Origin of the sequence: Streptomyces tamarix (genome assembly GCF_032423885.1) — a bacterium.
GTDB lineage: Bacteria > Actinomycetota > Actinomycetes > Streptomycetales > Streptomycetaceae > Streptomyces > Streptomyces tamarix.
The window spans coordinates 76,046-103,026 of sequence record NZ_JAWCTQ010000008.1; the positions used below are offsets into that span (position 1 = coordinate 76,046).

A 26,981-nucleotide genomic window follows, 5' to 3' on the forward strand; every position below is an offset into this window, starting at 1 on the left:
GCCCCTGACGGGCCCCCGGACGGGGCCCGTCAGGGAACGCCGGTCAAAGGGTCGCCGGGAAGCGGTCCCAGACCCGGTGGGCGGGCAGGAGCGCCAGGACCTCCGCGAGCGCCCGCTCGCCGGACTCCGCCACGGCCACGCCCGGCGCGTCCAGCGGCACCCCCGCCGCCTGGAGCGCGCCGTCCGCCCCGGCCCAGGCCGCGATGGCCTTCGCGTGGCGGAACGCCTCCGAGACCATCAGCAGCACCCGGGGGTCGACGCCCCGCGCCGCGGTCGCCGCGTCGCCCGCCTTCGCGTCGCGGGACCCGTTCGCGTCGGCGCCCCGCCCCGGCACACCCGCCAGCAGCAGCGCGTCGAACTCCGTCGACCGCGCCGTGACGAAGGTGCGCTGCACGGTGATCGGCTCGCCGTCCGCGTCCAGGACGCCGCCCACCGGGGCGACGACCAGCGGCACCAGGCCGGCCTCCAGCGCGGCGCGGCGGACGGCCCGTACGCCGTCCAGGTCGCCGTCCGGCGCGGTGACGATGCCCACGATCCGCCCCTGGACCGGCCATGTCCGGCCGACCTGCGACAGCGCGGGGCTCGGCGTCACGTCCGCGAGCGGCACGGTCGGCTCCGGCGCCGGCAGGCCCAGCCCCTCGGCGACCCGGCGGCACAGCTCGGGGTCGATGTTGGCGAGGACCCGCAGCCCGCGCTCCTTGATCGCCTGCTCGTAGCACTTGCCGAGTTCGAAGGTGTACGCGCCGACGATGTGCTCCCGCTCGACCGGCGACATGCTCAGCCAGAAGCGGCGCGGCTGGCTGAAGTGGTCGGCGAAGGTCTCGGGCGCCTCGCGGACCTTCGCCGCCGCCGGCACCCGCACGGGCGTCTCGACGTACGCGCCGGTGTCCGCGCCCGCCAGGAAGGGACAGCCGCCGTCGAGGGAGTTGGGGCGGTACGGCGCGACGCCCCGGTGGACCGCCGTCTGGTGCATGCCGTCGCGGAACATGTCGTTGACGGGGGCGTGCGGGCGGTTGATCGGGAGCTGCGCGAAGTTCGGGCCGCCGAGCCGGGTGATCTGGGTGTCGAGGTACGAGAAGAGGCGCCCGCCGAGCAGCGGGTCGTCGGTGATGTCGATGCCCGGCACCAGGTGGCCGGGGTGGAAGGCGACCTGCTCGGTCTCGGCGAAGAAGTTCGAGGGGTTGGCGTCGAGGGTGAGCAGCCCGACGGGCTGTACGGGCGCCAACTCCTCCGGGACGATGTTGGTGGGGTCCAGCAGGTCGATGCCCTCGAAGGTCTGCTCGGGGATGTCGGGGAAGGTCTGGATGCCCAGCTCCCACTGGGGGTACGCGCCGGCCTCGATGGCGTCGGCGAGGTCGCGGCGGTGGAAGTCGGGGTCCACGCCGTTGACGATCTGGGCCTCCTCCCACACGAGCGAGTGGACGCCCAGCCTCGGCTTCCAGTGGAACTTCGCCAGGGTCGTGCCGCCCTCGGCGTCGACGAGGCGGAAGGTGTGGACGCCGAAGCCCTCCATCATCCGGTAGGAGCGCGGAACGCCCCGGTCCGACATGTTCCACAGCGTGTGGTGGGTGGCCTCGGTGTGCAGGGTGACGAAGTCCCAGAACGTGTCGTGGGCGCTCTGCGCCTGCGGGATCTCCCGGTCGGGGTGCGGCTTGCCCGCGTGGATGACGTCGGGGAACTTGACCGCGTCCTGGATGAAGAAGACCGGGATGTTGTTGCCGACCAGGTCGAAGGTGCCCTCGCTCGTGTAGAACTTCGTCGCGAAGCCGCGCGTGTCGCGCACCGCGTCGGCCGAGCCGCGCGAGCCGAGGACGGTGGAGAAGCGGACGAAGACCGGTGTCTCGACGTCCTTGCCGAGGAACGCCGCCCGGCACACCCCGGCCGCCGTGCCGTATCCGCGGAAGACTCCGTGGGCGGCGGCGCCGCGGGCGTGGACGACCCGCTCGGGGATGCGCTCGTGGTCGAAGTGGGTGATCTTCTCGCGCGGGTGGTGGTCCTGGAGCAGGACCGGGCCGCGCGCGCCCGCCTTCAGGGAGTGGTCCGTGTCGTACAGGCGCGCGCCCTGCGCGGTGGTCAGGTACGCGCCGGACTGGGCGACCCACGCCCGGTCGGCGCCGGTGGGCTGCCCGGTGGGGCCGACGGTCTCGGGACCGGTCTGGTCGGGTTTGGGCGGCAGTGGCTCGCGCACCGCGGTCGGCTAGTCCAGGGACGGGGGCTCGGGGGCTGGTGCGCCGGGGATCGGGGGGTCGTCATGGGGCCTCCTGCTTCGCGACGGGGACGCCTGAGCCTTGACCGCCGAGGTGGCCGGGATAACGCCGATCCCGCGGACGTCCGCCCATCGGCACACACGGCGGTGGCGTCCGGCCGGGTGACCGCCCCGCCCGCCTCCCGACCGCCCTTCGCGCCGGGACCGGCCGGGGCGGGCGGCTCAGCCGTCGACCAGGTCCAGGAGCAGCACGGCCGTGACGACCAGGACGGCGACCAGGCGCAGCGCGACCACGCCGTCCACGGCGTGCCGGGTCACGTGCCCGGGAACGAGCCGGAGCAGCCAGGTGACGGCCACCGACCCGAGGACCCCGCAGGCGCCCCAGGCGAGTCCCCCGTGCCCTTCCGCACCCGGGACTCCGGGAGCGGGGTCGTACGACTCCGGGCGCGTCGCGAGGGACAGCGCCAGCCAGCCCAGCGCCAGCGCCGTGGTGACGGCGGTCTCCACCACGACGAAGAGGAACGGAGCCGATCCGCGCTGTCGTGCCCGCGCGGGGTTCTGCACGCCGGTGTCGTCTGCCATGTGAGGCATCCTGCCGCCTCCCGCGCCCCGCCGTGGGACCTTCGTACGGATCACGCGGGGGCACGCCCGTGCACCGGGCCGTTTCCCGGCACGGGGAACGAGCGGTCCTCCGGTGCGGGGTCCCCGTCGCCGACGGCGGGAACGCCCACGGTGTCGCCGGTGAGCGGCCCCACCCGGCACGGCGCCGGGGTCCGCCGCCGGGAGGCGCGGGCGTCGGGGCTCTCCGTACGGCAGGAGGCGCCGGGCGGTCGGGGGGCGCCGGGCGGTCGGGGGGCCGGGCGCCGTCCCCCAGGTCCCGCACCGGCCGGGACCACGCGCCGTCCCGCGGGTCCCGCACCGGCCGCGCCCCGGCGGACGCCCGCCCGGCGGGGCCGCGCGGACGGCCCCCGGGCCCGGTGCGGCGCGTTCCGGGCGGGGCGGTTCGCGCCCCGGCGCGCGGAGGTTCCCTCCGGGCACCCGGTGTGACCTTCGACGCTCCGGGCGGGGGGACTGTGCAGCCTGGTTACCCGTAAGTAGCATGGGGGAGAGCAAGCGCGCGCTTAGCCGCGTGCGCCGCAGCAGTGCCATCCCGCACCCTGGAGGAGAGCCATCGTGCCTCGTACCGTCAGGGACGTCGTCTTCGTCGACGGCGTCCGCACCCCGTTCGGCAAGGCGGGCCCGAAGGGCATCTACCACGAGACCCGCGCCGACGACCTCGTCGTGAAGGCCATCCGGGAGCTGCTGCGCCGCAACCCCGGTCTCGACCCGCACAAGGTCGACGAGGTCGCCGTCGCGGCGACCACGCAGATCGGTGACCAGGGTCTGACCATCGGCCGCATGGCCGGCATCCTCGCCGGTCTGCCGCAGTCGGTGCCCGGCTACGCCATCGACCGGATGTGCGCGGGCGCCCTGACGGCCGTGACGACGACCGCCGGCTCCATCGCCTTCGGCGCGTACGACGTCGCCATCGCGGGCGGTGTCGAGCACATGGGCCGCCACCCGATGGGCGAGGGCGCCGACCCGAACCCGCGCTTCGTGTCGGAGAAGCTGGTCGACGAGTCCGCCCTGTTCATGGGCATGACGGCGGAGAACCTGCACGACCGGTTCCCGCACATCACCAAGCAGCGCGCCGACGAGTACGCCGTGCGCTCCCAGGAGAAGGCCGCCAAGGCGTACGCCGACGGCAAGATCCAGCAGGACCTGGTGCCGATCTCCGTGCGCCGCACCAACGCCGAGGCGGGCGAGACCGGCTGGGGCCTGGTCACCGCCGACGAGCCGATGCGCCCGGGCACCACGCTGGAGAACCTGGCCAACCTGAAGACGCCGTTCCGTGTCCACGGCCGGGTCACCGCCGGCAACGCCGCGGGCCTCAACGACGGCGCCACCGCGTCGATCATCGCCTCCGAGGACTTCGCGCGCGAGAACGGCCTGCCGGTCAAGATGCGCCTCGTGTCGTACGCCTTCGCCGGTGTCGAGCCGGAGGTCATGGGCTACGGCCCGATCCCGGCCACCGAGAAGGCCCTCGCCAAGGCGGGCCTGTCCATCGACGACATCGGCCTGTTCGAGATCAACGAGGCGTTCGCCGTCCAGGTCCTGGCGTTCCTGGACCACTACGGCATCGCCGACGACGACGCCCGCGTCAACCAGTACGGCGGCGCCATCGCCTTCGGCCACCCGCTGGCCTCCTCCGGTGTCCGGCTGATGACCCAGCTGGCCCGGCAGTTCGAGGACCAGCCGGAGGTCCGCTACGGCATCACGACCATGTGCGTCGGCTTCGGCATGGGCGCCACGGTCATCTGGGAGAACCCGAACCACAAGGACGCCGGAGGCAGCAAGTGAGCACCACCGCCGAGCTTTTGAAGGGTGCGGCCGAGCTGTTCCCCGACGAGGTCGTCACCACGGCGCACGTGCGCCACTTCGACCTGCCGCTGGGTGCGGGCCGGTTCGCGCTGATCACGCTGGACAACGGCTTCGACCACACCAAGCCGACCACGTTCGGCCCGCAGTCGCTCGCCAACCTGAACGCGGCGATCGACCAGGTCGAGAAGGAGGCCGCCGAGGGCGGGATCGTCGGTGTCGGCATCACCGGCAAGCCGTTCATCTTCGCGGTCGGCGCCGACCTCAAGGGCGTCGAGCTGCTGAAGAGGCGCGAGGATGCCCTGGCCATCGGCAAGGGCGGCCACGACGTCTTCAAGCGGCTGTCCGCCCTGGCCGTCCCCACCTTCGCGTACTACAACGGCGCGGCGATGGGCGGCGGTGTCGAGGTCGGCCTGCACTGCACGTACCGCACCGTGTCGAAGGCCCTGCCGGCCTTCTCCCTCCCCGAGGTGTTCCTGGGCCTGGTCCCGGGCTGGGGCGGCTGCACGATCCTGCCGAACCTGATCGGCGCGGACCGCGCGGTCTCGGTGATCATCGAGAACTCGCTCAACCAGAACAAGCAGCTCAAGGGCGCGCAGGTCTACGAGCTGGGGATCGCCGACGCGATCTTCGAGGGCGCGGACTTCCTGGAGCAGTCGCTGCTGTGGACCGCGTCCGTCCTCAAGGGCGAGATCGTGGTCGAGCGCGCCGGCGTCGACCGCGGCGAGGCGTGGGACGCCGCCGTGGCCCGCGGCCGGTTCATCGCGGACGCCAAGGTCCACGGCGCGGCCCCGGCCGCGTACCGGGCCCTCGACATCATCGAGGCGGCCAAGGACGGCGACCTGCAGAAGGGCTTCGACGCCGAGGACGCCGCCCTCGCCGACCTGATCATGGGTGGCGAGCTGCGCGCCGGCATCTACGCCTTCAACCTGGTCCAGAAGCGCGCCAAGCGCCCGGCCGGCGCCCCGGACAAGGGCCTGGCCCGCCCGGTCACCAAGGTCGGCGTCGTCGGCGCCGGTCTGATGGCCTCGCAGTTGGCGCTGCTGTTCCTGCGCCGCCTGGAGGTCCCGGTCGTCCTCACCGACATCGACCAGGAGCGCGTCGACAAGGGCGTGGGCTACGTCCACGCCGAGATCGACAAGCTGCTCGGCAAGGGCCGGATCCACCAGGACAAGGCCAACCGCCTCAAGGCGCTGGTCACCGGCGTCCTGGACAAGGCCGAGGGCTTCGCGGACGCGGACTTCGTCATCGAGGCCGTGTTCGAGGAGATGTCCGTCAAGCAGAAGGTGTTCGCGGAGGTCGAGGCGGTCGCCCCGGCGCACGCGATCCTCGCGACCAACACCTCGTCGCTGTCGGTCTCCGAGATGGCCTCCAAGCTCCGGCACCCGGAGCGCGTGGTCGGCTTCCACTTCTTCAACCCGGTCGCGATCCTCCCGCTGCTGGAGATCGTCCGCGGCGAGCAGACCGACGACGCGTCGCTGGCCACGGCCTTCGCCGTCGCCAAGAAGCTGAAGAAGACCGCGGTGCTGGTGAAGGACGCCCCGGCGTTCGTCGTCAACCGCATCCTGACCCGCTTCATGGGCGAGATCCAGAACGTCATCGACGAGGGCACCCCGGTCGAGACGGCGGAGAAGGCGGTCGAGCCCCTCGGCCTGCCGATGTCGCCGCTGGTCCTGCTGGAGCTGGTCGGCCCCGCCATCGGCCTGCACGTGTCGGAGACCCTCAACGGTGCCTTCCCGGACCGTTTCACGGTGTCCCCGAACCTGAAGGCGGTCGTGGAGGCCGGCAAGCGCGGCTTCTACGTCTACGACTCGGGCAGGCCGGAGCTGGACCCGGAGGTCGCCGCGCTGCTGAAGCAGGGCGACGTCGTCCTCACCGAGGAGCAGGTCCGCGACCGCGTCCTGGACGCCGTGGCGCAGGAGATCGGCCTGATGCTGGAGGAGGGTGTCGTCGCCGAGGCGCAGGACATCGACCTGTGCCTGATCACCGGCGCCGGCTGGCCCTTCCACCTGGGCGGCATCACGCCGTACCTGGACCGCGAGGGCGTGTCGGAGCGCGTGAACGGCAAGCGGTTCCTGCCGCAGGGCGTCGCGAGCGTCCCGGCGTGACGGACCGGTGAGACGACGGACGGGCCGTACGGGAGGGCATCCCGTACGGCCCGTCCGGCGTTTCCGCCGCCGCCTCCTCGCCGTCCCCGTCCACCGCCCCGGCCCGCCCGGGGCCGGGGCGGGTGGGGCGGACCGGGGGCGCCGGTGGCGGCTTCAGTCCTCGGCCAGGGCGTCCAGGAGCGCCTGCCCGTACTTGGCGAGCTTGTTCTCACCGACGCCGCTGACGCCGCCGAGCTCGGCGAGAGTCGCGGGCGGGGCGGCGGCGATCTCCCGCAGCGTCGCGTCGTGGAAGATCACGTACGCCGGGACGCCCTGCTCCTTGGCCGTGGCCGCCCGCCAGGCGCGCAGCCGCTCGAAGACGGGCAGCGCCTCCTCCGGCAGGTCCACGGGCGCGGCCTTCTTCCTGCCGCCGCCGGACTTCGCGGAGGTGCGGGAGGGCTTCTCCGGCTCGGTGCGCAGCAGCACCTGGCGGCGGCCGGCCAGCACGTCGGCGGACTCGTCGGTGAGGGCGAGCGTGTTGAACTCGCCCTGCACGGCGAGGAGCCGCTGGGCGAGCAACTGCCGTACGACGCCCCGCCACTGGGCCTCCGTCAGGTCCGTGCCGATCCCGAAGACGCTGAGCGCGTCGTGGTCGAAGCGGATGACCTTGTCGGTCTTGCGGCCGAGGAGGATGTCGACGATCTGGCCGACGCCGAACGACTGGTTGCGCTCCCGCTTCAGCCGTACGACCGTCGACAGGACCTTCTGGGCGGCGATGGTGCCGTCCCACGACTTGGGCGGCGTCAGGCACGTGTCGCAGTTGCCGCAGGGGCCGCTCTCCTGGCCGAAGTAGGCGAGGAGCTGGACGCGGCGGCACTCGACGGTCTCGCACAGCGCCAGCATCGCGTCGAGGTGCGCGGCGAGCCGGCGGCGGTGCTCCTCGTCGCCCTCACCGGTGTCGATCATGCGGCGCTGCTGCACCACGTCGTTCAGCCCGTACGCCAGCCAGGCCGTGGACGGCAGGCCGTCGCGGCCGGCGCGGCCGGTCTCCTGGTAGTACCCCTCCACGGACTTCGGCAGGTCGAGGTGGGCGACGAACCGGACGTCCGGCTTGTCGATGCCCATGCCGAACGCGATGGTCGCGACGACGACGAGGCCGTCCTCCCGGAGGAACCGCGCCTGGTTCTCGGCGCGGGTCCGCGCGTCGAGGCCCGCGTGGTACGGGACGGCGTCGATGCCGTGCTCGACGAGGAACGCGGCGGTCTTCTCGACGGACGCGCGGGACAGGCAGTAGACGATGCCGGCGTCGCCCTCGTGCTCCTCCCGGAGCAGGGCGAGGAGCTGCTTGCGCGGCTCGTTCTTCGGGGCGATGCGGTACTGGATGTTGGGCCGGTCGAAGCTGGCGACGAAGTGCCGGGCGTCCCCCAGGTTCAGCCGGGCGGCGATCTCCGCGTGCGTCGCCCGCGTCGCCGTGGCGGTCAGGGCGATGCGCGGCACGTCGGGCCAGCGCTCGTGCAGCTGGGAGAGCTGGAGGTAGTCCGGCCGGAAGTCGTGGCCCCACTGGGCGACGCAGTGCGCCTCGTCGATGGCGAACAGCGAGATCGTGCCGCGCTCCAGCAGCCGCAGCGTCGACTCGACGCGCAGCCGCTCGGGCGCCAGGTACAGCAGGTCCAGCTCGCCCGCGGCGAACTCGGCCTCCACCAGCCGGCGCTCGTCCAGGTCCTGCGTCGAGTTGAGGAACCCGGCGCGCACCCCGGCCGCGCGCAGCGCGTCGACCTGGTCCTGCATGAGGGCGATCAGCGGGGAGACGACCACGCCGACGCCGGGGCGGACCAGGGCGGGGATCTGGTAGCAGAGCGACTTGCCGCCGCCGGTCGGCATGAGGACGAGCGCGTCACCGCCGCCTATGACGTGCTCGATGATCTCCCGCTGCTGTCCGCGGAACGAGTCGTAGCCGAAGACCCGGCCGAGGACCCGCAGGGCCTCGTCCGCGTCGGGTGCGTGCGGGGAAGTCATTCGGCAATAGTACGAGCGCCGCGCGCGACCCGGAGCGGACCGCCCGGAGTCTGTGGATAACGTGGACGGCATGACCTCTCCCCTGCTGATCGTCGACGCGGCGAACGTCGTCGGCTCCGTGCCGGACGGCTGGTGGCGCGACCGCCGGGCCGCCGCCGAGCGGCTGCGGGACCACCTCGTCCGGTACGCCGCGGACGGCGTGCCCGGACTGCTGCCCGGCCCGCTGGACGTCGTCCTGGTCGTCGAGGGCCGGGCCCGCGGCGTGGAGCCGGTGGACGGCGTGCGGGTCGTGGCCGCGGCGGGTGACGGCGACGACGCGGTCGTCGGCCTCGTCCGGGCGACGGCGGGGCGGCGCTGCGTGGTGGTCACCGCCGACCGCGAGCTGCGCCGCCGCGTCGGCGAGCTCGGCGCCGAGTGTGCCGGGCCCCGCACGGTGCGACCCGGGTAGGCGCGGACGGGCCGAGGACGCCGGCGGGGGCGCCGCCGCCCCCTTGGCGCGGCCCGGGTGGCGCGGTGGGTCAGGGGGCCCCGGGGCCGGGGCCCGTGCGCCCGGCGCGGGGGGCGGGTTCGGTGGCCAGGCGGCTGTGGCTCCGGCCGTACAGGAAGTACACGACGACCCCCAGCGCCATCCAGACGGCGAACCGGAGCCACGTCTCGGCGGGCAGGTTCAGCATCAGCCACAGCGAGGCGGCCACCGACGCCGCGGGCAGCCACGGCACCAGCGGCGTGCGGAAGGCGCGCGGCAGGTCGGGGCGGGTGCGGCGGAGGATGACGACGCCGGCGGCGACGACGACGAACGCGAACAGCGTCCCGATGTTCACCAGGGTCGCCAGCTCCTCGATGCTGGTCAGCCCCGCGATGACGGCGATCACCACCCCCAGCAGGACCGTCGCCCGGTACGGCGTGGAGAACACCGGGTGGGTGCGGGAGAAGAACCGGGGCAGGAGCCCGTCGCGGCTCATCGCGAAGAAGACCCGCGTCTGGCCGAGCAGCAGGATCATGCAGACGGTGATGAGGCCGACGGCGGCGCCGAAGCTGATGAACCCGGCGTACCAGGGGTGCCCGGTGGCCTTGAAGGCGTCGGCGAGGGGCGCGTCCACGGACAGCCGGCTGTAGTGCTGCATGCCGGTGACGACGATCGACACGGCCACGTACAGGGCGGTGCAGATGAACAGCGACCCGAGGATGCCGCGCGGCATGTCCCGCTGCGGGACCCGGGTCTCCTCGGCGGCGGTCGCGACCACGTCGAAGCCGATGAAGGCGAAGAAGACGATGGACGCGGCGGTGAAGATGCCCATGACGCCGAAGTTCGTCGGCTCGTACCCGAAGAGGACCTGGACGAGTGGCGCGTCGAGGCCGCCGCCGCCCGTCTGCTGCTGGGCCTTCGGGATGAAGGGCCGGTAGTTCGCGGCCTTGACGAAGAAGGCGCCCGCGACGATCACGACGAGGACCACCGTGACCTTGATGACGACGATCACCGTGGTGAGCCGGGCGGAGAGCTTCATGCCCAGCACCAGGACACCGGTCAGCAGCAGCACCAGCAGGAACGCCAGCAGGTCGAAGCCGAAGCCGTGCGCCTCGTCCGTCCCGGACAGGGCCTGCGGGAGGTGCCAGCCGACGTTGTCGAGCAGCGACCGCACGTACCCGGACCAGCCGACCGCGACGACCGCCGTGCCCAGCGCGAACTCCAGGACCAGGTCCCAGCCGATGAACCAGGCGGGCAGCTCGCCCAGCGACGCGTACGCGAAGGTGTACGCCGATCCGGCGACCGGGACGGTCGAGGCGAACTCGGCGTAGCAGAGGGCGGCCAGCGCGCAGACGATGCCGGCGACGACGAAGGCGAAGGCCGTGGCGGGACCGGCCGTCTCCTTGGCGACCTTGCCGGTGAGGACGAAGATCCCGGTGCCGATGATGACGCCGACGCCGAAGACCGTCAGGTCGAGCGCGGACAGCGTCCTGCGCAGCGCGTGCTCGGGCTCCTCGGTGTCCTGGATGGACCGCTCGACCGTCTTGGTGCGGAACAGTCCGCCGCTCCGGCGTGCCGCCGGGTCGCTCTGTGGGGTCACCCCGTCATGATCCGGACATCCGGCGGGCCCCGCGCGCCCGCGGGGGGTGGTGTTCACACGAACGGGCCGGTGGGACCACCCGAACAGGTGTCCCGCCGGCCCGTCCGCGGCGGCGTCAGTCGCGGGCCGGTTCCGTGGCCTTCCCGGTGCGGGCCGCGGCCCCGGCGGGGGTCTCGCCGTCCACGTGGACCCGCCCCTGGTCCAGGCCGTCGAGCTTCGAGACGAGGCCGGTGACCTGGCGGGCGATGTCCGGGGCGGTCAGCCCGATCTCGGCGAGGACCTCCGCGCGGGAGGCGTGGTCGAGGAACCTCGGGGGGATGCCGAAGTCGCGCAGCGGCACGTCGACGCCCGCGTCGCGCAGCGCCTGGGCGACGGCGCTGCCGACACCGCCGGCGCGGCCGTTGTCCTCGACGGTGACGACGACGCGGTGCCGGTCGGCGAGCGGCGCCATGGCCTCGTCGACGGGCTTGACCCAGCGGGGGTCGACGACGGTCGTGGAGATGCCCTGCTTGTCGAGGAGGTCGGCGATCTCCAGGCACATCGGGGCGAGCGCGCCGATGGACACCAGCAGGACGTCCGGCCGGTCGGTGCCCGGCTCGCGCAGGACGTCCATGCCGCCGACGCGGCCCACGGCCTCGACGGCGGGGCCGACGGCGCCCTTGGAGTACCGGACGACGGTCGGGGCGTCCTCGACCGCGACGGCCTCGCGGAGCTGGGCGCGGACCTGGTCGGCGTCGCGGGGCGCCGCGATCCGCAGGTTGGGGACGACCTGGAGGATCGACATGTCCCACATGCCGTTGTGGGAGGCCCCGTCCGTGCCGGTGACGCCGGCCCGGTCCAGGACGAACGTCACGCCGCAGTCGTGGAGGGCGACGTCCATGAGGACCTGGTCGAAGGCGCGGTTGAGGAAGGTCGCGTAGACGGCGACGACCGGGTGGAGGCCGCCGGCGGCGAGTCCGGCCGCGGAGACGGCGGCGTGCTGCTCGGCGATGCCGACGTCGTACACGCGGTCGGGGAAGGCCTTGGCGAACTTGTCGAGGCCGACCGGCTGGAGCATGGCCGCGGTGATCGCGACGATGTCCTCGCGCTCCTTGCCCAGGGCGACCATCTCGTCGGCGAAGACGGAGGTCCAGTCGGCGCCGGAGGAGGCGATCGGCAGGCCCGTGTCGGGGTGGATCTTGCCGACGGCGTGGAAGCGGTCGGCCTCGTCCTGGAGGGCGGGCTGGTAGCCGCGGCCCTTCTCGGTGAGGCAGTGGACGATGACCGGGCCGTTGAACCGCTTGGCGCGTTGGAGGGCGGACTCGACGGCGGCGATGTCGTGGCCGTCGATGGGGCCGACGTACTTCAGGCCGAGGTCCTCGAAGAGGCCCTGCGGGGCGATGAAGTCCTTCAGGCCCTTCTTGGCGCCGTGCAGCGTCTCGTACAGCGGCTTCCCGACGACCGGGGTGCGGTCGAGGATGTCCTTGGTGCGGGCCAGGAACCGCTCGTACCCGTCGGTGGTGCGCAGGGTCGCCAGGTGGTTGGCGAGGCCGCCGATGGTGGGCGCGTAGGAGCGCTCGTTGTCGTTGACGACGATGACGAGGGGGCGGTCCTTGGCGTCGGCGATGTTGTTGAGCGCCTCCCAGGCCATGCCGCCGGTGAGGGCGCCGTCGCCGATGACGGCGACCACGTGGTCGTCCCTGCCGAGCAGCTCGTTCGCCTTGGCGAGGCCGTCCGCCCAGCCCAGGACGGTGGACGCGTGCGAGTTCTCGATGAGGTCGTGCTCGGACTCGGCGCGCGCCGGGTAGCCGGAGAGGCCGCCCTTCATCTTCAGCCTGGAGAAGTCCTGGCGGCCGGTGAGCAGCTTGTGCACGTACGACTGGTGGCCGGTGTCCCAGAGGATCTTGTCCTTCGGGGACTCGAAGACCCGGTGCAGGGCGATGGTCAGCTCCACGACGCCGAGGTTCGGGCCGAGGTGGCCGCCGGTCTTGGAGACCGCGTCGACGAGGAAGGTGCGGATCTCCGAGGCCAGCCGGTCAAGCTGCTCCGGGGAGAGCCGGTCGAGGTCGCGCGGTCCCCTGATACGGGTCAGCAATGCCACCCGTGCCTCCTTGCGTGTTGGGCTGGTCGAGGTTGAGCCGGTCGAGCGTGCCGATCCGCCGAGTCTAATGTTCCGTCCCGGACTGTGGACATCGGGCCATGCCCCGGGGGGCGCTCCGAGGGTCGCACCGAACGGCCGACGCGGCGGGGCGCCGGTGCGCCCGGGCGGGACCGGCGGGACGGTGGCGCCGGCCACGTTCCTCCAGACGCGGCGGTGCCCGGCGCCGGTTGCTCGGCGCCGGGCACTGCGGGGGTGATCTGCGCCGCTACGCGCGGCCCGCGTCCTTCTGGGTGCGGCGGGAGATCGAGTCGATCACGACGGCGGCGAGGAGCACCGCGCCGGTGATCATGTACTGGATCTCGCTGGCCATGCCGAGCATGTTGAGGCCCTGCTGGATCGACTGGATGACGATCATGCCGAGCAGGGCCGACCAGACCTTGCCGCGGCCGCCGAAGAGGCTGGTGCCGCCGATGACGGCCGCCGCGATGACGAGCATCAGGGTGTTGCCGCCGCCGAGGCTCTTGGTGGCGCCGCCGGAGAGGCTGGCGACGAAGAGGCCGCCGAACGCGGCGAGCAGGCCGGAGAGGCCGAACACGGTGATGCGGACGCGGTCCACGTTGATGCCGGCGCGGCGGGCCGCCTCGGCGCTGCCGCCGACCGCGAAGACCTGGCGGCCGAAGGTGGTGCGGCGGGCGACGAAGTCGGCGACGACCAGGACGGCCAGGAACAGGACCAGGGCCAGCGGCAGGCCGCGGGCGCCGGCGGGCTCGTTCAGGACGTACGCGACGGCGAAGCAGAGGACGGCGACGGCGCCGGCGCGCAGCAGGATCTCGCTGGTCGGGCGGGACGGCAGGGCCGCGGCGCGGCGGCGCTTGACGTCCAGCAGGAGCGATCCCGCGTAGAGGAGGACGGCGAAGAGGGCGAGGCCGTAGGCGGCGGCCTTGTCCTCGAAGTAGTAGCCGGTGAGGTTCTCGACGATGCTGCCGGTCGGCGTGTTGATGGAGCCTTCCTTGCCCATCAGCCAGATCTGCAGACCGCTCCAGCCGAGGAAGCCGGCGAGGGTGACGACGAAGGCGGGCACGCCGACCTTCGCGAAGAAGAAGCCGTGCAGCAGGCCGAGGGCGAGGCCGGCGAGGACGGAGAGCAGGACGGCGAGCCAGTCGTTGAGGCCGTTGCTGACGCTGAGGACGGCCCACACGGCCGCGCCGACGCCCGCGACGGAGCCGACGGACAGGTCGATCTCGCCCAGGATGAGGACGAAGACGATGCCGACGGCCATGATGCCGAGGCCGGAGCTGTAGACCGCGATGTTCGCGACGGAGCTGGCCGACAGGAAGTTGCCGTTCTGCGACTGGAAGACGATCGCGATGACGATCAGGCCGACGAGGACCGGCAGGGAGCCCAGCTCACCGCCGCGCACCTTGCGGGTGAACTCGCTCCAGTAGCCCTTGAGGCCCTCCTCGCGGACGAGGAGGCGCGGGTCGACGGCCGGGGCCGGCGCGGCCGGCCGGTCGGCGCCGTCCGCGGCCCGGGGGTCGCGGCCGGGGGTCTTGGTGAGGTCGCTCACTTCGCGTCCTCCTTCGAGGCCGTACGGGCCTGGCGGCGCGTGACGGCGTTGTCCGTGGCGCCGGTGATCGCGGCGATGATCTCTTCGTGCGAGGTGTCCTTGACGCGGAAGACACCGTTGTTGCGGCCGAGGCGCAGGATCGCGGCGCGGTCGGCGACGGCCCTGACGTCGGCCATGTTGTGGGTGATGAGGATGACGCCGTGGCCGTTCTCGCGGAGGCGCTCGACGAGGTCGAGGACCTGCGCGGTCTGCTCGACGCCGAGGGCGGCGGTCGGCTCGTCCAGGATGACGATCTTCGGGTCGCCGATCAGGGCGCGGGCGATGGCCACGACCTGGCGCTGGCCGCCGGAGAGGGAGGCGACCGGGATCCGCACGCTGGGGATGCGGATGGAGAGGGTGTCGAGGAGCTCCTTGGCGCGCTTCTCCATCGCGATCTCGTCGAGGACGGAGGCGCGGCGCACCTCGGTGCCGAGGAAGAGGTTGGCGACCACGTCGAGGTTGTCGCAGAGCGCGAGGTCCTGGTAGACGGTCGCGATGCCGAGTTCCTGGGCGTCGTTCGGCCGGGTGACCCGGACCGGGCGGCCCTGCCACTCGATGGCGCCCTCGTCGATCGGGTGGACGCCCGAGATCGTCTTGACGAGGGTCGACTTGCCGGCGCCGTTGTCGCCGAGGAGGGCGACGACCTCACCGGCGTGGATCTCCAGGTCTACGTCGGTGAGCGCCTGGACGGCGCCGAACCGCTTGGAGACTCCGCGCAACGCCAGCACGGGCGTAGCGGACACGTGAATCATCTCCTTCACCCGCCCGCGGGCGGGGATGGTGGTGCGTGGGCACAGGGGTGCGAGGGGAGTCCGGCGCCCGCCCGCCGCTGCGGGGCGTGTGGCGCGGGGCGGGCGCCGGACCGGCTGCTGCGGGGGCCCGGGTCGAACGGGCCTCACCCGAGGGCCCGGAGCGAGGGCCCTGTGCGCGGTGGGGGGAGGGGAGGGACCGGCTACTTGATGCCGGCGGCCTCGCACGCGGCCTTGTACTCGGCCGTGCAGATGTCGGCGGCCTTGTAGACCTTGTCCATGACGACCGTGTCGGCGATGTTGTCCTTGGTCACGATCTGCGCGTCGTACAGCTTCGCCGGGATGTTCGTGAACTCACCGGTGAGGCTGGTGACCTTGGTCGGCGTGAGGTGGTCGAACTTCTCGCCCTTGAGGAGCGCCACGGCGATCTCGGCGGTGGTCTCGGCCTCGGGCTTGATCTGCTTGTAGATCGTGAAGGACTGCTCGCCCTTCAGGATGCGCTGGAGACCGGCGAGCTCGGCGTCCTGGCCGCCCACCGGGACCTTGACGCCCTGCTTGTTGAGGGCGGTGATGATGCCGCCGGCCATGCCGTCGTTGGCGGAGTAGACGCCCTGGAAGCCGTCCTTGCCGAGGGAGTCGATGGCGGCGCCCATCTTCTTGTTTGCCTCGTCCGGGGACCAGTCCGGGATGTCCTGCTCGTAGACGATCTTCCCGACCTGCTTGTCGAGGACGCTGTGCGCGCCCTTCTTGAAGAGGGGGGCGTTCGGGTCGGTCGGCGAACCGTTGATCATGACGACGTTGGCGTCCTTCGCCTTGTCGCCCAGGGCCTTGACGAGGCCCTCGCCCTGGAGGCGGCCGATCTTCTCGTTGTCGTAGCTGACGTACGCGGCGATCGGGCCCTCGGCGAGCCGGTCGTACGCGACGACCTTGACGCCCTTCTTCTCGGCCTGCTGCACCCAGGACTTGGTGGCCTTGTAGTCGACCGCGTCGAGGATGATCACCTTGACGCCCTGCGTCACGAGCGCGTCGAACTGCTTCTTCTGGGTCTCGGTGTCCTGCGCGGCGTTGTTGTACTTGACCTCGCAGTCGGAGCACAGCTCCTTGATCTTCGCCTCGATGATCGGGCGGTCGAAGGTCTCGTAACGCGTGGTCTTGTTCTCCGGAAGGAGCAGACCGATCGTCTTGCTGTCGCCGCCGGCGGCGGCGTCGCCGTCTCCCGCCTTGCCGCAGGCGGTGAGGGACACGGCCATGGAGACCGCGGCCGTACCTATGACGACGCGACGCGTCATTGCGTTCATTGGGGTTGCCTCCCTGACGAGGCCGCGACACTGCGGCCGAGGTGGACGTGAGTCAACTCGGCCGCCACGCTGTCGTCAAGGAGTAAATTCTTAACGAGATGACAACGGTGCCATGCGTTATCTAAATGAACGCAGGCGTAGTCACTCGGCCGTGCGCCGGGGAAGCGTTGTCCAGAAGGGTCGAATCGCCCATTTCGCTCAGTACGAGGGCGAGGGCGCCCAGCACCTCGGCGCGTCCGCCGAGGGCGCCCGGAGCCACCGCGAGGTGGCGGGCCGCGCTGGGGATCGCGTACCGCGACACGGATTCGCGGATCGGCGCCAGGACCAGCTCGCCGGCCTCCGCGAGGTCGCCGCCGAGGACGACCCGGCTGGGGTTCAGCAGGTTGCAGAGGTTGGCGACGCCGCTGCCGATGTGGCGGCCCACGTCGGCGACGACGCGGCGGCAGCCGGGGTCGCCCTCGCGGGCGAGCTGGACGACCCGCTCCATGGTCAGGTCGGGGCCGTGCCCGGGCCGGAGCAGCGGCAGGACGTACCGCGCGGCCGTGAAGGTCTCCAGGCAGCCGCGGTTGCCGCAGCGGCAGACGGGGCCCGACTCGTCGAGGGTGATGTGCCCGATCTCCCCGGCGGTGCCGCCGGGCCCCCGGTAGATCTGCCCGTCGATGACGAGGCCGGCGCCGACGCCGCTGGCGACCTTGATGTACGCGAGGTCGCGCACGCCCCGGCCCGCCCCCCACACGAGCTCGCCGAGGGCCCCGAGGTTGGCGTCGTTGTCGACGTAGACGGGGACGCCGAGGCGGGCGGAGAGCTCCCGGCTGGGGTTGATGCCGGTCCAGCCCGGCAGGATCGACGTGGAGCCGAGCGTGCCGGAGGAGACGTCGATCGGGCCGGGGACGCCGAGGCCGACGCCGATCACCTTCCCGGGTCCGATGCCGGTGGTCTCGATCAGCCGCTTGACCAGCTGCTCCGCCCGGTCGAAGCCCTCGGCGGACGAGGCGTCGACGTCGAGCGGCTCGGACTCCTCGGCGAGCACCTGGTGGGCGAGGTTGCCGACGGCGACCCGCAGGTGGGTGTGGCCGAAGTCGACGCCGATGACGATCCCGGCGTCGCCGCTGAGCGAGACGCTGCGGGCCCGGCGCCCGCCCGCGGAGGTCGGGGTGACCTCGACCGTGCCGCCGTCCTTCAGCTCCCGCACGATGTTGGAGACCGTGGCGGCGGACAGCCCGGTGGCCCTGGCGATCTCCGCCTGGGTGAGCGAACCGGCCATGCGGACGGCGCGCACGACCCGCTCGAGGTTGGCGCGATGCAGAGACGTCTGCGACCCCGGAGTCTCCATCGACTCTCTCACTCCTGCCGTTTTCTCCAACATGTGAACTCTAAGCTGAGCGTTTCGCGTTGGCCTCCGTCAAGACCTTGAGCATCACGAAGCTCCGATGAGCGGCTAATGTCGCTGGAAATCCGATATGTCGGAAACCTGGCACAAAGAAACCGCCCGCCGGGGCCGCTGCGTCCCGGCGGGCGGTTCACGATCCGTAGCTACTTCAGGGCGCCGGCCGTCAGCCCCGCCTGCACCTGCCGCTGGAAGACCGCGTACACCACCAGCACGGGCAGCATCGCGATCACCATCCCGGCCATCAGCGCGCCCCAGTCGTTCTCGTACCCCTGCTGGAGCGCGATCATCGCCAGGCCCTGGGTGAGGACGTACATGTCCTCCTGCTGGTTCAGCACCATCGGCAGCAGGTACTGGTTCCACTGCCCGAGGAAGTTGAAGATCCCGATGCTGATCAGTCCGGGCTTGGCCATCGGCAGCATGACCTGGAAGAACGTCCGGGTGTGCGAGGCCCCGTCGATCATCGCCGCCTCGGCCACCGAGGTCGGCAGGGTCCGGAAGAACGCCGTCATGAAGAAGACGGTGAACGGCAGCGAGTACGCGATGTAGACGAGGATCAGCCCGTGGTACGTCGCGAGGAGCGAGCTGCCCGGGAAGTCCCGCATGACGAAGAACAGCGGGATCACCAGCATGAACACCGGGAAGGACATGCCGGCGACGAACAGGTAGTAGACGAGCCGGTTGCCGGGGAAGGTGAAGCGGGCCAGGACGTACGCCGCCATCGAGCCCAGCACCATCGTCCCGACGACCGAACCGCCCACCACGATCGCGGTGTTCACGAAGTACCGGCCCATGTTCGCCTCGTTCCAGGCGTTCGACCAGTTCTCCCAGTGCAGGACGGTCGGCAGCCCCCACGGGTCGGTGAGGATGCCGTTGCTGTCCTTGAAGGCGCTCCACATCACCCACAGCAGCGGCACGCCGACCATCAGCGCCCACAGCACGAGGATGCCGTGCGAGAAGACGTTGAGGACCCCGCCCTCGGAGGAGCGCGCGGCGGCCGGCCGCGGCGCCCCGCCGCGAACGCGCGGGCCCCGCCCCCCGTCGACCGGCCCGTCCGCCTTCACGATCTCGTCGGTGGCCATGTGCCTCCCCCTTCAGTACTCGATCCGCTCACGCCGCGCGAAGCGCAACGTGAGGACGGCGAAGGCCATCGTGACGACGAGCATCGCGACGCCCATCGCCGCTGCGTAGCCGTACTGGCTGTCGCGGAACGCCGTCAGGTAGAGCCTGAGCGGCATGACGTCGGTCGCCCCGTCCGGGCCGCCCATGTTCACGGACATGATCTGGACCAGCGCGAAGGCGTCGAGGGCGATGATGCCCATGTACACCCAGCCCGTCTGGACGGTGTCCCACAGGAGGGGCAGCGTGATCCGGAAGAAGGTGTGGAAGCGGCCGGCGCCGTCGAGCAGGGCCGCCTCGTAGATGTCGCGCGGGATGGACGCCATGGCGGCGGAGAACAGCACGACGTAGAAGCCGACGTGGCCCCAGACCATGACCGCGCTGATGCACCACAGCGCGAGGCTCTTCTCCCCCAGCCAGGCGTTCTGCAACCCATCCAGGCCGACCGCGCCGAGCAGGGAGTTCAGCATGCCGTCGTCGGGGTCCGGGTTGTAGATGTTGAACCAGATGACGGCGATGATCGTGATGGAGATGACCTGCGGGAAGAAGAAGACGAACTTGTAGAAGCGCGACCCGGTGACCCCCGTGACCACCTCGTTCTTCCGCCGCTTGCCGCCCACGTTCAGCATGAAGGCGAAGAACAGGCCCAGCGCGAGGGTGACGAGGGGGACGAACACCAGCATGGAGACGTTGTGCCGCAGCGCGTTCCAGAACTCGTCGCTCTGCCACAGCCGGACGAAGTTGTCGAGGCCGACGAACCGGGCCGTGCCCACCAGCCCCGACCAGTCCGTCATCGAGATCTGGAAGGCCTGGACGAAGGGCGAGACGACGAAGACGGCGTAGATGAGCAGGGGTGGGGCCAGGAAGCCCGCGATGAATCGGTACTTGCCGTGCTGCATGGGGCTTCCGGCCCTTCCCCTCGTTCCGTCGTTCCGTCGTTCCGTCGGTGCCTCGGTGCCTCGGCGGTCGTGCGGCCGGCCCGGTCAGGCGGTGCGCTTGAACTTGGTGACGGAGCTGTCCTTCGCCACCTTGTCGGCCTCCGCCTGGGTCTTCTTGATCCAGTCGGCGGCCTTCAGCTCACCCGCGAGCAACTGCCCGGTGAGGCCGCCGATCTTCTCGTCGGTGAGCGCGGGGTACCACTCCTGGAGCTGAAGGCTGATCAGGTTCTCCCCCGCCTCCTTGAAGACCTTGCTGGCGGAGGCGAGGCCCGGTGAGAGGGTCATGCCCTCCGTGGCGTCCACGACACAGGTCAGCGACTTCACCTTCGTCGCGAAGTTCTGCGCGTGCTTCTTCGACAGCATGATGCGCAGCAGTTCCATGCCGCCGATCGGGTTTCGGCCCTTGGCCGCGACGATGTACGGCTCGCTCGGCTCGGCGCGCAGGGTGCCGTGCGGCAGCTTGTCGCCGCCACCGCCGTCGAAGAGGGCGCCCACCGACATGCCGAAGCCGTCCGGGGTGGTCGGCGCGGACTCGTTCTCCACCCAGGAGCCGTTGGGGAGGAAGACCGCCTTGCCCTTGGTCCAGGCGGTCTGCGACTGGATGTGGGTGAGGCCCTGGCTGCCCTCCAGGAAGTACTTCTTCGCGGCCAGTTCCTCGTAGTGCTCGACGACCTGGCGGACCCCGTCGTTCGACGTCCAGGCGTTCGGCTCCAGGTTGTCGATGGCGATCCACTTCTCCATGCCGCCGATCTTGGCGATCTGGGCGAAGAGGTTGAAGTGCACGTAGTACGGATACTTGCCCGCGTACGTCCAGGGCGCGAGGCCGGCCTTCTTGATCTCGCCGCAGAGCGCGACCATCTCGTCGAGGGTCTTCGGGTACGTCCAGCCCCTGGAGTCGAGGAGCTTCTGCGAGTACCAGGTGCCGTAGATGGTGAAGGCGTAGTAGAGCACGTCGAACGTGTCGCCGTGCTTGCCCTTCTCGATGGTGCTCGGGTGGATCGTGTCCCGCACCTTCTTCGCCGGGTCGTCGAGGGACGGGGCGTCGAGCAGCGCGGCGAGGTCCTGGAGCTGGCCCTGCGTGGACAGCTTGTTCATGTCCAGGTGGTCGGCGCCGGAGTTGTCGATGACGTCGGGCGGGTTGCCGCCGGCGAAACGCGGGGTGAGCTTGGGGCCGACCTGCTGGGTGCCGGTGTGCTTCACCTCGGCCTTGTACGTGGCCTTGTAGTCGGCCTCGGCGTCCTTCGCGTACTGGTCGCCGAGCCCGCCCTTGAAGATGAACGCCTCCAGCGGGGCGCCCTCCTTCACTCCGAGCGGGTTCTTGTCGGTCTTCTCGCCGGCGGCGGCCGTCGTGCCGTCGCTCGCGCCGCCACCGCCACCGCCACCGGTGGCGCAGGCGGACAGGAAGCCCATCGCGGGGACGGCGACCAGGCCGAGGGCGGCGGACCGCCTGATCAGATCGCGGCGGCCGGGGCCCGCGTGGCCCCCGGTGCCTTCGGGGGTGGAACCGTCGTCGCGGGCGGAGGTGGATCCCATGCTCACGTCCTCGCCTTCTCCAGGACTCGGGCGGTGCGCCGGTCGCCCGTACCGCTCGCCACAGGCGAAGGGCCCCGCCACCGCGGTCTGTCGCAGCTGGGTCTTACCGGTTCGTGCAGGAGGGTCGCGCACCCGCACCGCAGCTCGGGCGAGCGGCCGTGTGGGTGCCGACAGGTATAGTCCACTTCCGGTCGGCGGGGCAAGATCGGCAACAGCATTCGGCGGGAGTCTTTCCCTAGTTGAGACCTCGGGGGAAACACCCGGGACACGGGGCTTCTCGAAGGCGGGCCGGGTCCACGGGGACGTACGCGTAAACACGGTGGCCGGACGGGGCGCGGGGCGGGCATCCTGGCGCCGTGCAGGAACCCCACCAGCGCGTCCGCGCGCTCCACACGGACTCGACCGTCACCGTCTACCAGGCGTACTCCCCCGCCATCGGTCTGCCCGCCGCCCGCGACGGGCGGTTCCCGGCCTCCTGGAAGCGGGACCGGATGACGTGGATCAAGCCGTCGTTCCTGTGGATGATGTACCGCTGCGGCTGGGCGGAGAAGGAGGGCCAGGAGACCGTGCTGGCGGTCGAGATCAGCCGCGCGGGCTTCGAGTGGGCGCTGCGCCGCGCCTGCCTGTCGCACTACGAACCCCGCCTGCACGCCGACCGGGAGAGCTGGCGGCGGGAGTTGCGGGAGGCGCCGGCGCGCGTGCAGTGGGACCCCGAGCGCGACCTGCGCCTGCGTCCGCTGCCGTACCGCTCGCTCCAACTGGGGCTCGCCGGTGAGGCGGCGCGGCGGTACGCGGACGAGTGGACGGTCTCCCTCACGGACGTCACCCCGCTCGCCCGCGAGGTCCACGCCCTGGTGCGCGCCGGAGACCTGGACGCGGCGCGGCGGCTGCTGCCGCGGGAGGAGCCGTACCCGGTCGCGGACGGACTGCTGGACCGGGTGACGACGGCCGGCTGAGCCATCCGGGCCCGGTGGGGCCCCGCTCAGGCCGGACGGCCTCGGGTTCGAGGACGACCCGAGCAGGGTCGCGCAAGGCCAAGCAGGCCGAGCAGGCCGAGCAAAGCCGTTCGGGACCGAGCAAGATCGTGCGGGAATGAGCAGGGGCGTGCGGGACCGAGTAGGACCGTGGTACGACCGCCCCCGCGCCCTTCCACCCCCAGCGGCACCCGCGCGTCCCGCCGCGGTCCGGGCCCGAAGGGCCGGGAACCACGCCCGCCCGTACGGAAAACGGCGGACGGACCTCCCCGCCGGGCGGACGGTCGCCGCGCCGAAGCCACTGTGCCCCGGTAGGGTCGTCACCCACCTATCCGGGAGGGAAGCTTCATGGGCAGCGAGATCGTGATCGCACAGACGACCATCGACGACGAGGCGCAGGCGAAGGCCCTCGCCCGCGGCGCGGTCGAGCAGCGGCTGGTCGCCTGCGCACACATCGACCCGCCCTTCACCGCGGTCTACTGGTGGAAGAACGCCATCGAGACCGCCCAGGAATGGCGCGTCTCCTACAAGACGACCACGACACGTCTCCCCGAACTGCAATCCTGGGTCGCCGACCAACACAGCTACGACGTCCCCGAATGGATCACCATCCCGGTGACCGGCGGCTCCGACGCCTACCTGTCATGGGTCCACGCGGAAACCGCGTAACCATCAGGCCGCCTCGGCGGGCGCGCGTTCCCCGGCCGGAAGCCGAGGAGCAGCGGCCTGGACGCGGGCCCGTCCCACGGTGACGGGACGGGCCTCGCCGGACGACTGGCGGACTCTCTCGGGCCCGCTGGTCTCGCACATTCACGAGCGCGCTCGTCCATGCCTTGGTCAAATAAACGGAGAGCGCTTCTGACCTGCAACGACGGGACTTGCCTAGGGTCCTGTTGGCTGTATGGGGGGGGAAGCGCTCTCCAGGTGAGTAGGCGTGTCGGGTTGCACCCGCGTGTCCCCGTCGAGGGCGGCGGTCGCGGAGTGGTCGCACAGGCCGTGCGGTGCTGCTGGTCGAGACGGTCCGCAAGACCGGTCTGGATGCGGTGGTATCCGACCTCGGGGCCAATCGAGCAATCATTGGCGATAACGATGGTTCCGCTTATCCGCCGGACGATCCCCGACAGTACGTCCCTTGGCATGGAAGGCGAGGAAAGGCTTCCGCCTCTGTCACCTGCCGGAAAACGGGCCTTTCGGTCTCGGGGAGCAGTGGGCGGCATGTGGTGGCACGTCAGCCACGCGGTCGGTCTCCTGACGTGACTGACGCGTCGCTCGCGCGTTTGTGCGTCAAGCCGACTACCGCATGGTGTGACCGAGGTGTATGAGGGTCGTTGGGCGGCACGAAGTCACGGAGCCGACCGAAGGAGACATCAGGTGCACCGAACCGTACGTTCCTCGCTGACAGCCACGGCGCTCGCCGCCGCTGCTCTGGGGGCGACCGCAGGCCATGCGTACGCAGGGGGCATCGGAGCCGGCCTCGGGCCGTCCGGAGGCAACACCTGTGTCAACCACGACGACTCCCGCGCGACCGGCGCAACGTCGAGTGCACCCGGCCTCGCCGTGGGCAACCTCGTCGCAGTGCCTGCCTCCCGCCCCTACAGCTGGTGCGGCGGCACAGACCTTCCGATGATGTAGACCGCTCGGCGGTGACCCGGCCGGCCGGACAAACCGAAGACGTGGGCGGCCCTGTTCCCGGACGCCCGGGGAGGGGCCGCTCATCACCGAACCGGGCGAGCAACTGTCCCGTACGGCCTGCCGGATAGCTGTGCCGTGCGGCCCCGCGCGTTCTGCGGTGCCACCCGCCAGTTCGCCGCACTCCGCTCCGCACCCTGGTGGGGCCGCACCACGCCGGTACCACCTTCCCGCCGTCCGGTCACGGGGGGTGCGCTCCGATCCGCCCATGGGTACGGCTGTACGAAAACGGCCCGTCTCCCCCGGATATGGACTGGGGAAAACGGGCCGTCCTACGTTTTGCTCGCGTCAGATACCGAACCCGCCGTCTCGCACACCAGAGATGAACCCAGCGAACGAGGCAGAGCCGACGAGCAGTACAGAGGCTTCTGATGGCCCGGACCAAGTGCGTGTAGGCCAGGATCGTGCTGGCGGGCACGACGGGACGTGCCACAGTCGCCGCCGGGGGTTGGAAACCGCCCTGTTCAGCGAAGGTTCCTCAGCATGGTGGCGTAGACCGGGGCGTCGGGGAAAGGCTGCTGGTCGCCAATGTGGCGATATCCCCAGCGCTCGTACAGCGCCTTGACCTTGGGGTGTCCGGGCTCCACGAGGAGTGTCACCCGTTCCTCCCTGCGGCCGGTGAGCAGTTCTTCGTGGATGCGCTGGGCGAGGCCGGTCTTCCGCCACGGGGCGCGCACCATCAGTTCGAACAGGGCCAGGGTTCGCGTGCCGTCCTCGCGGGTCTCCTCGTCCGGTAGCGGTGTGAGCATGTGTGACCACCAGCCCGTGCGCTCCGGAAGGGGCGCCGCGTACGCGTATCCGGCTGCCTCGCCGCCGTCGTAGGCGACGACGGCTTCCCACCCGGGCCGGGAGGAGTGGCCCCGGAGGCGTTGCTCGAACCGCTCGACGGAGAAGAATGGGTCCTCAGCGATTTCCTTCTCGTACACCTCGCCGTACAGGCCGACCAGCGTAGGGCGGATGGAGGGCAACTGCTCGGTGCCGTAGCGGACAAGCGTGACGGCCGGGGTCTGGCTCACAGGTACAGGCTCCTCGGATGTGTGGTTACGGGTGCTGGGCGGTGCGGACCCGCCTGTTCCATTCACGGGTGACGCGCGCGTCGGGGGCCTTCATGTTGAGCGCGGACGTGAACGTGCCGAGCAAGTGTGGGATCCGGCCGGATGTGGCATCGACAGGCGGAATGACGCGTGCGGCGGTGTCGACTGCCTGCTCTAGGTCTCCCTGCGCGGCTTGGAACAAGGCGGCCTGAGCGGTGTAGTACGCCCGGTTGCGGTGCTGGTCCTGGCGGAGTTCCGCCAGGCACTGATGAACGTGATACTCGGCCAGCTCCGGATCACCGAGCCGGTAGTGAACGATGCCGGTCAGGCCGTGCAGCTCGGCGCGCGTGTAGTAGGCCACGCTCGCCGAACGTCCTGCCTCGGGGTCGGCGCGGTCGAATGCCGCGATGGCCCTGTCCAGCGCTCGCTTAGCGCGTGTCTGTTCGCCGGCATTGGCAGCGGACAGAGCAAGTCGACTGTGTGAGATCGACTTGTACAGGTGATCGGCACGGTGCGCCTGTGTACTCATGGCGGCTTCCGACGCGGCCATCGCCTCGGTGTAATCACCGCGCTGGGTCGCGAGCATCGCTGCATAGCGCCAGGTCTGGTGCTGGACCTCACCGTCACCGGACAGACCAGCCAGCTTCACCGCCTCATCGAGGTAGCGCTGGGCGTCGCGCATCCGTCGAGAATCGACCGCCGCCCACATGGCGGTGGCGGTGAACGCAGCCGCGAGGGCATAGAGCCGGGAGCGAATGCGTTGATGGGCGCTGCCGTTGCGTTGAAGGCCGAGCGTCCGCTGCGCCAGAGAAGCGGCCTTTGCCTCCAAAGTGACACTGCCGCCGTGCTGGTCGTCCAGCCGCCAGAGCTTCATCAACTCAGCACGGAGATGCTCGACATCGCGCAGTCCCACCGTCGGACGACTTGCAGCCGAAGGACCAGCAGCCCCGAGAGCAAGCGCGGTGCCGGTGGCGACTCCGAAGAAGTGACGACGGTGCATGGGGTCCTCCTGCCGTGCTGCGGCCGCGATCGACTCACGGCGACTTGTAGGGACGAACCCTAAGTCGGTGATGGACAACCCCGTGACCTGCTCCAATGCCTTGCGAAAGCGCGCCTGCGGCCATCGGTTCTCGCCTGACAACCACCGGAAGACGGTTCTCTCCGTGGCCTTCCCCGGTTGGCCGCTGAACACTCGGATCGCCTCATTGACCTGCTCCGCCAGCTCGTAAGCGCGTAGGTCCTGATCAGACAGCCAGCTGTGCAGGCGGTCGTTCTTCTCACGCTCCACCCGCTCACCGTAGAGGCGAGGAGGCAGACCCCAAAAGTAAAGAAACGGTCAATTCGTCAGTTTGGTGCGGAGTTGAGTCCAGGTAATTCGTCATGGCGACCGGCACGCCACAACGGTTAGCTCTCTGTGTCGCTCCTCACACGCCGGAGCGGCGGATCCGTCGACCGGGCCTGAAACGGCCCTGGTTCGGAACGGCCAATCTGCTCCGTACGCGTTCTTGGAGGCTCTTTTGTCAGCTAGGCCAGCGATCGACGGCAGTACGTGGGACAGCGGCTCCGCACGTTTCGGCTCCGTGCGGTTCTTGGCCGGGCGACGGCCGCGACCTGGTGCTGACCAGATGCGATCCCCCCGTACGGCGTTCGATCCGCGGCGCGACGGATGGCTGAAGGGTGAGGGCGGGACGATCAGGTTGGGTGCGGAGACGTGCGAGCTGGTGGTCGCCTCTGTCTCTGCCGTCGCGTTGGCCGCCGTCCGCGTGATGGATCGGTGGCAG

20 protein-coding genes are annotated in these 26,981 nt (G+C 71.0%); 6 read left to right on the forward strand and 14 right to left on the reverse strand.

The annotated features are described in order from the left end of the window. Positions 1–43 precede the first annotated feature (43 nt). Complete coding sequence (locus RND61_RS09160) at positions 44–2,188, reverse strand: catalase (RefSeq protein WP_315877325.1); 2,145 nt, start codon at positions 2,186–2,188, stop codon at positions 44–46. A gap of 240 nt (positions 2,189–2,428) precedes the next feature. Continuing rightward, positions 2,429–2,788, reverse strand: coding sequence for a hypothetical protein (locus RND61_RS09165; RefSeq protein ID WP_315877326.1), 360 nt, complete (start codon positions 2,786–2,788; stop codon positions 2,429–2,431). 591 nt (positions 2,789–3,379) lie between these two features. Here RND61_RS09165 and RND61_RS09170 point away from each other — a divergent pair. Together RND61_RS09170 and RND61_RS09175 are read left to right on the forward strand one after the other, a co-directional pair. After that, positions 3,380–4,606, forward strand: coding sequence for a thiolase family protein (locus RND61_RS09170; RefSeq protein ID WP_315877327.1), 1,227 nt, complete (start codon positions 3,380–3,382; stop codon positions 4,604–4,606). Then, complete coding sequence (locus RND61_RS09175; RefSeq protein ID WP_315877328.1) at positions 4,603–6,732, forward strand: 3-hydroxyacyl-CoA dehydrogenase NAD-binding domain-containing protein; 2,130 nt, start codon at positions 4,603–4,605, stop codon at positions 6,730–6,732. Before RND61_RS09170 ends, RND61_RS09175 begins: the two co-directional genes overlap by 4 nt. A 153-nt stretch (positions 6,733–6,885) precedes the next feature. On the opposite strand, the gene recQ is transcribed toward RND61_RS09175, so the two are convergent. Next, a complete protein-coding gene (gene recQ / locus RND61_RS09180; protein ID WP_315877329.1) occupies positions 6,886–8,727 on the reverse strand; it encodes a DNA helicase RecQ in 1,842 nt (613 codons plus the stop codon). Between the two features lie 70 nt (positions 8,728–8,797). Between recQ and RND61_RS09185 the strand changes: the two genes are divergently transcribed. Next, entirely contained in the window at positions 8,798–9,175 is a 378-nt protein-coding gene (locus RND61_RS09185) for an NTP pyrophosphohydrolase (RefSeq protein ID WP_315877330.1), read from the forward strand. 70 nt (positions 9,176–9,245) lie between these two features. On the opposite strand, the gene RND61_RS09190 is transcribed toward RND61_RS09185, so the two are convergent. The 9 genes from RND61_RS09190 to ngcE form a co-directional block, all read right to left on the reverse strand. Further along, complete coding sequence (locus tag RND61_RS09190; RefSeq protein WP_315877331.1) at positions 9,246–10,793, reverse strand: amino acid permease; 1,548 nt, start codon at positions 10,791–10,793, stop codon at positions 9,246–9,248. 115 nt (positions 10,794–10,908) lie between these two features. Further along, the gene (gene dxs / locus RND61_RS09195; RefSeq protein ID WP_315877332.1) at positions 10,909–12,873 is read right to left on the reverse strand and encodes a 1-deoxy-D-xylulose-5-phosphate synthase; all 1,965 of its coding nucleotides are present in this window, start codon (positions 12,871–12,873) and stop codon (positions 10,909–10,911) included. A 265-nt stretch (positions 12,874–13,138) separates the two neighbouring features. Continuing rightward, positions 13,139–14,440, reverse strand: a complete 1,302-nt coding sequence (locus RND61_RS09200; RefSeq protein WP_315877333.1) for a sugar ABC transporter permease — start codon at positions 14,438–14,440, stop codon at positions 13,139–13,141. Beyond that, on the reverse strand, positions 14,437–15,231 hold the full coding sequence (locus RND61_RS09205) for an ATP-binding cassette domain-containing protein (protein ID WP_315877334.1): 795 nt from the start codon (positions 15,229–15,231) through the stop codon (positions 14,437–14,439). Before RND61_RS09205 ends, RND61_RS09200 begins: the two co-directional genes overlap by 4 nt. A 200-nt stretch (positions 15,232–15,431) precedes the next feature. Beyond that, positions 15,432–16,526: a substrate-binding domain-containing protein gene (locus RND61_RS09210; protein ID WP_391653143.1), complete on the reverse strand. Its 1,095-nt coding sequence runs from the start codon at positions 16,524–16,526 to the stop codon at positions 15,432–15,434. A gap of 121 nt (positions 16,527–16,647) precedes the next feature. Continuing rightward, positions 16,648–17,859, reverse strand: coding sequence for an ROK family transcriptional regulator (locus tag RND61_RS09215; RefSeq protein WP_315877335.1), 1,212 nt, complete (start codon positions 17,857–17,859; stop codon positions 16,648–16,650). A 200-nt stretch (positions 17,860–18,059) separates the two neighbouring features. Continuing rightward, positions 18,060–18,995: a carbohydrate ABC transporter permease gene (locus RND61_RS09220; RefSeq protein ID WP_315877336.1), complete on the reverse strand. Its 936-nt coding sequence runs from the start codon at positions 18,993–18,995 to the stop codon at positions 18,060–18,062. Positions 18,996–19,007: 12 nt separating this feature from the next. Continuing rightward, a complete protein-coding gene (locus tag RND61_RS09225) occupies positions 19,008–19,931 on the reverse strand; it encodes a carbohydrate ABC transporter permease (protein WP_315877337.1) in 924 nt (307 codons plus the stop codon). 84 nt (positions 19,932–20,015) lie between these two features. Continuing rightward, positions 20,016–21,503, reverse strand: a complete 1,488-nt coding sequence (gene ngcE / locus RND61_RS09230; RefSeq protein WP_315877338.1) for an N-acetylglucosamine/diacetylchitobiose ABC transporter substrate-binding protein — start codon at positions 21,501–21,503, stop codon at positions 20,016–20,018. Positions 21,504–21,859: 356 nt separating this feature from the next. On the opposite strand from ngcE, the gene RND61_RS09235 reads away from it, so the two are divergent. The 3 genes from RND61_RS09235 to RND61_RS32660 all read left to right on the forward strand — a co-directional run bounded on the left by RND61_RS09235 (position 21,860) and on the right by RND61_RS32660 (position 24,109). Next, positions 21,860–22,459, forward strand: a complete 600-nt coding sequence (locus RND61_RS09235; RefSeq protein WP_315877339.1) for a DUF4291 domain-containing protein — start codon at positions 21,860–21,862, stop codon at positions 22,457–22,459. Positions 22,460–22,825: 366 nt separating this feature from the next. Further along, entirely contained in the window at positions 22,826–23,146 is a 321-nt protein-coding gene (gene cutA, locus RND61_RS09240; RefSeq protein WP_315877340.1) for a divalent-cation tolerance protein CutA, read from the forward strand. Positions 23,147–23,848: 702 nt separating this feature from the next. Beyond that, positions 23,849–24,109: a chaplin family protein gene (locus RND61_RS32660; RefSeq protein ID WP_391653146.1), complete on the forward strand. Its 261-nt coding sequence runs from the start codon at positions 23,849–23,851 to the stop codon at positions 24,107–24,109. Between the two features lie 521 nt (positions 24,110–24,630). On the opposite strand, the gene RND61_RS09245 is transcribed toward RND61_RS32660, so the two are convergent. After that, entirely contained in the window at positions 24,631–25,182 is a 552-nt protein-coding gene (locus RND61_RS09245; protein ID WP_315877341.1) for a GNAT family N-acetyltransferase, read from the reverse strand. A gap of 25 nt (positions 25,183–25,207) precedes the next feature. Further along, complete coding sequence (locus RND61_RS09250) at positions 25,208–26,488, reverse strand: Tat pathway signal protein (RefSeq protein WP_315877342.1); 1,281 nt, start codon at positions 26,486–26,488, stop codon at positions 25,208–25,210. Between the last annotated feature and the right edge of the window lie 493 nt (positions 26,489–26,981).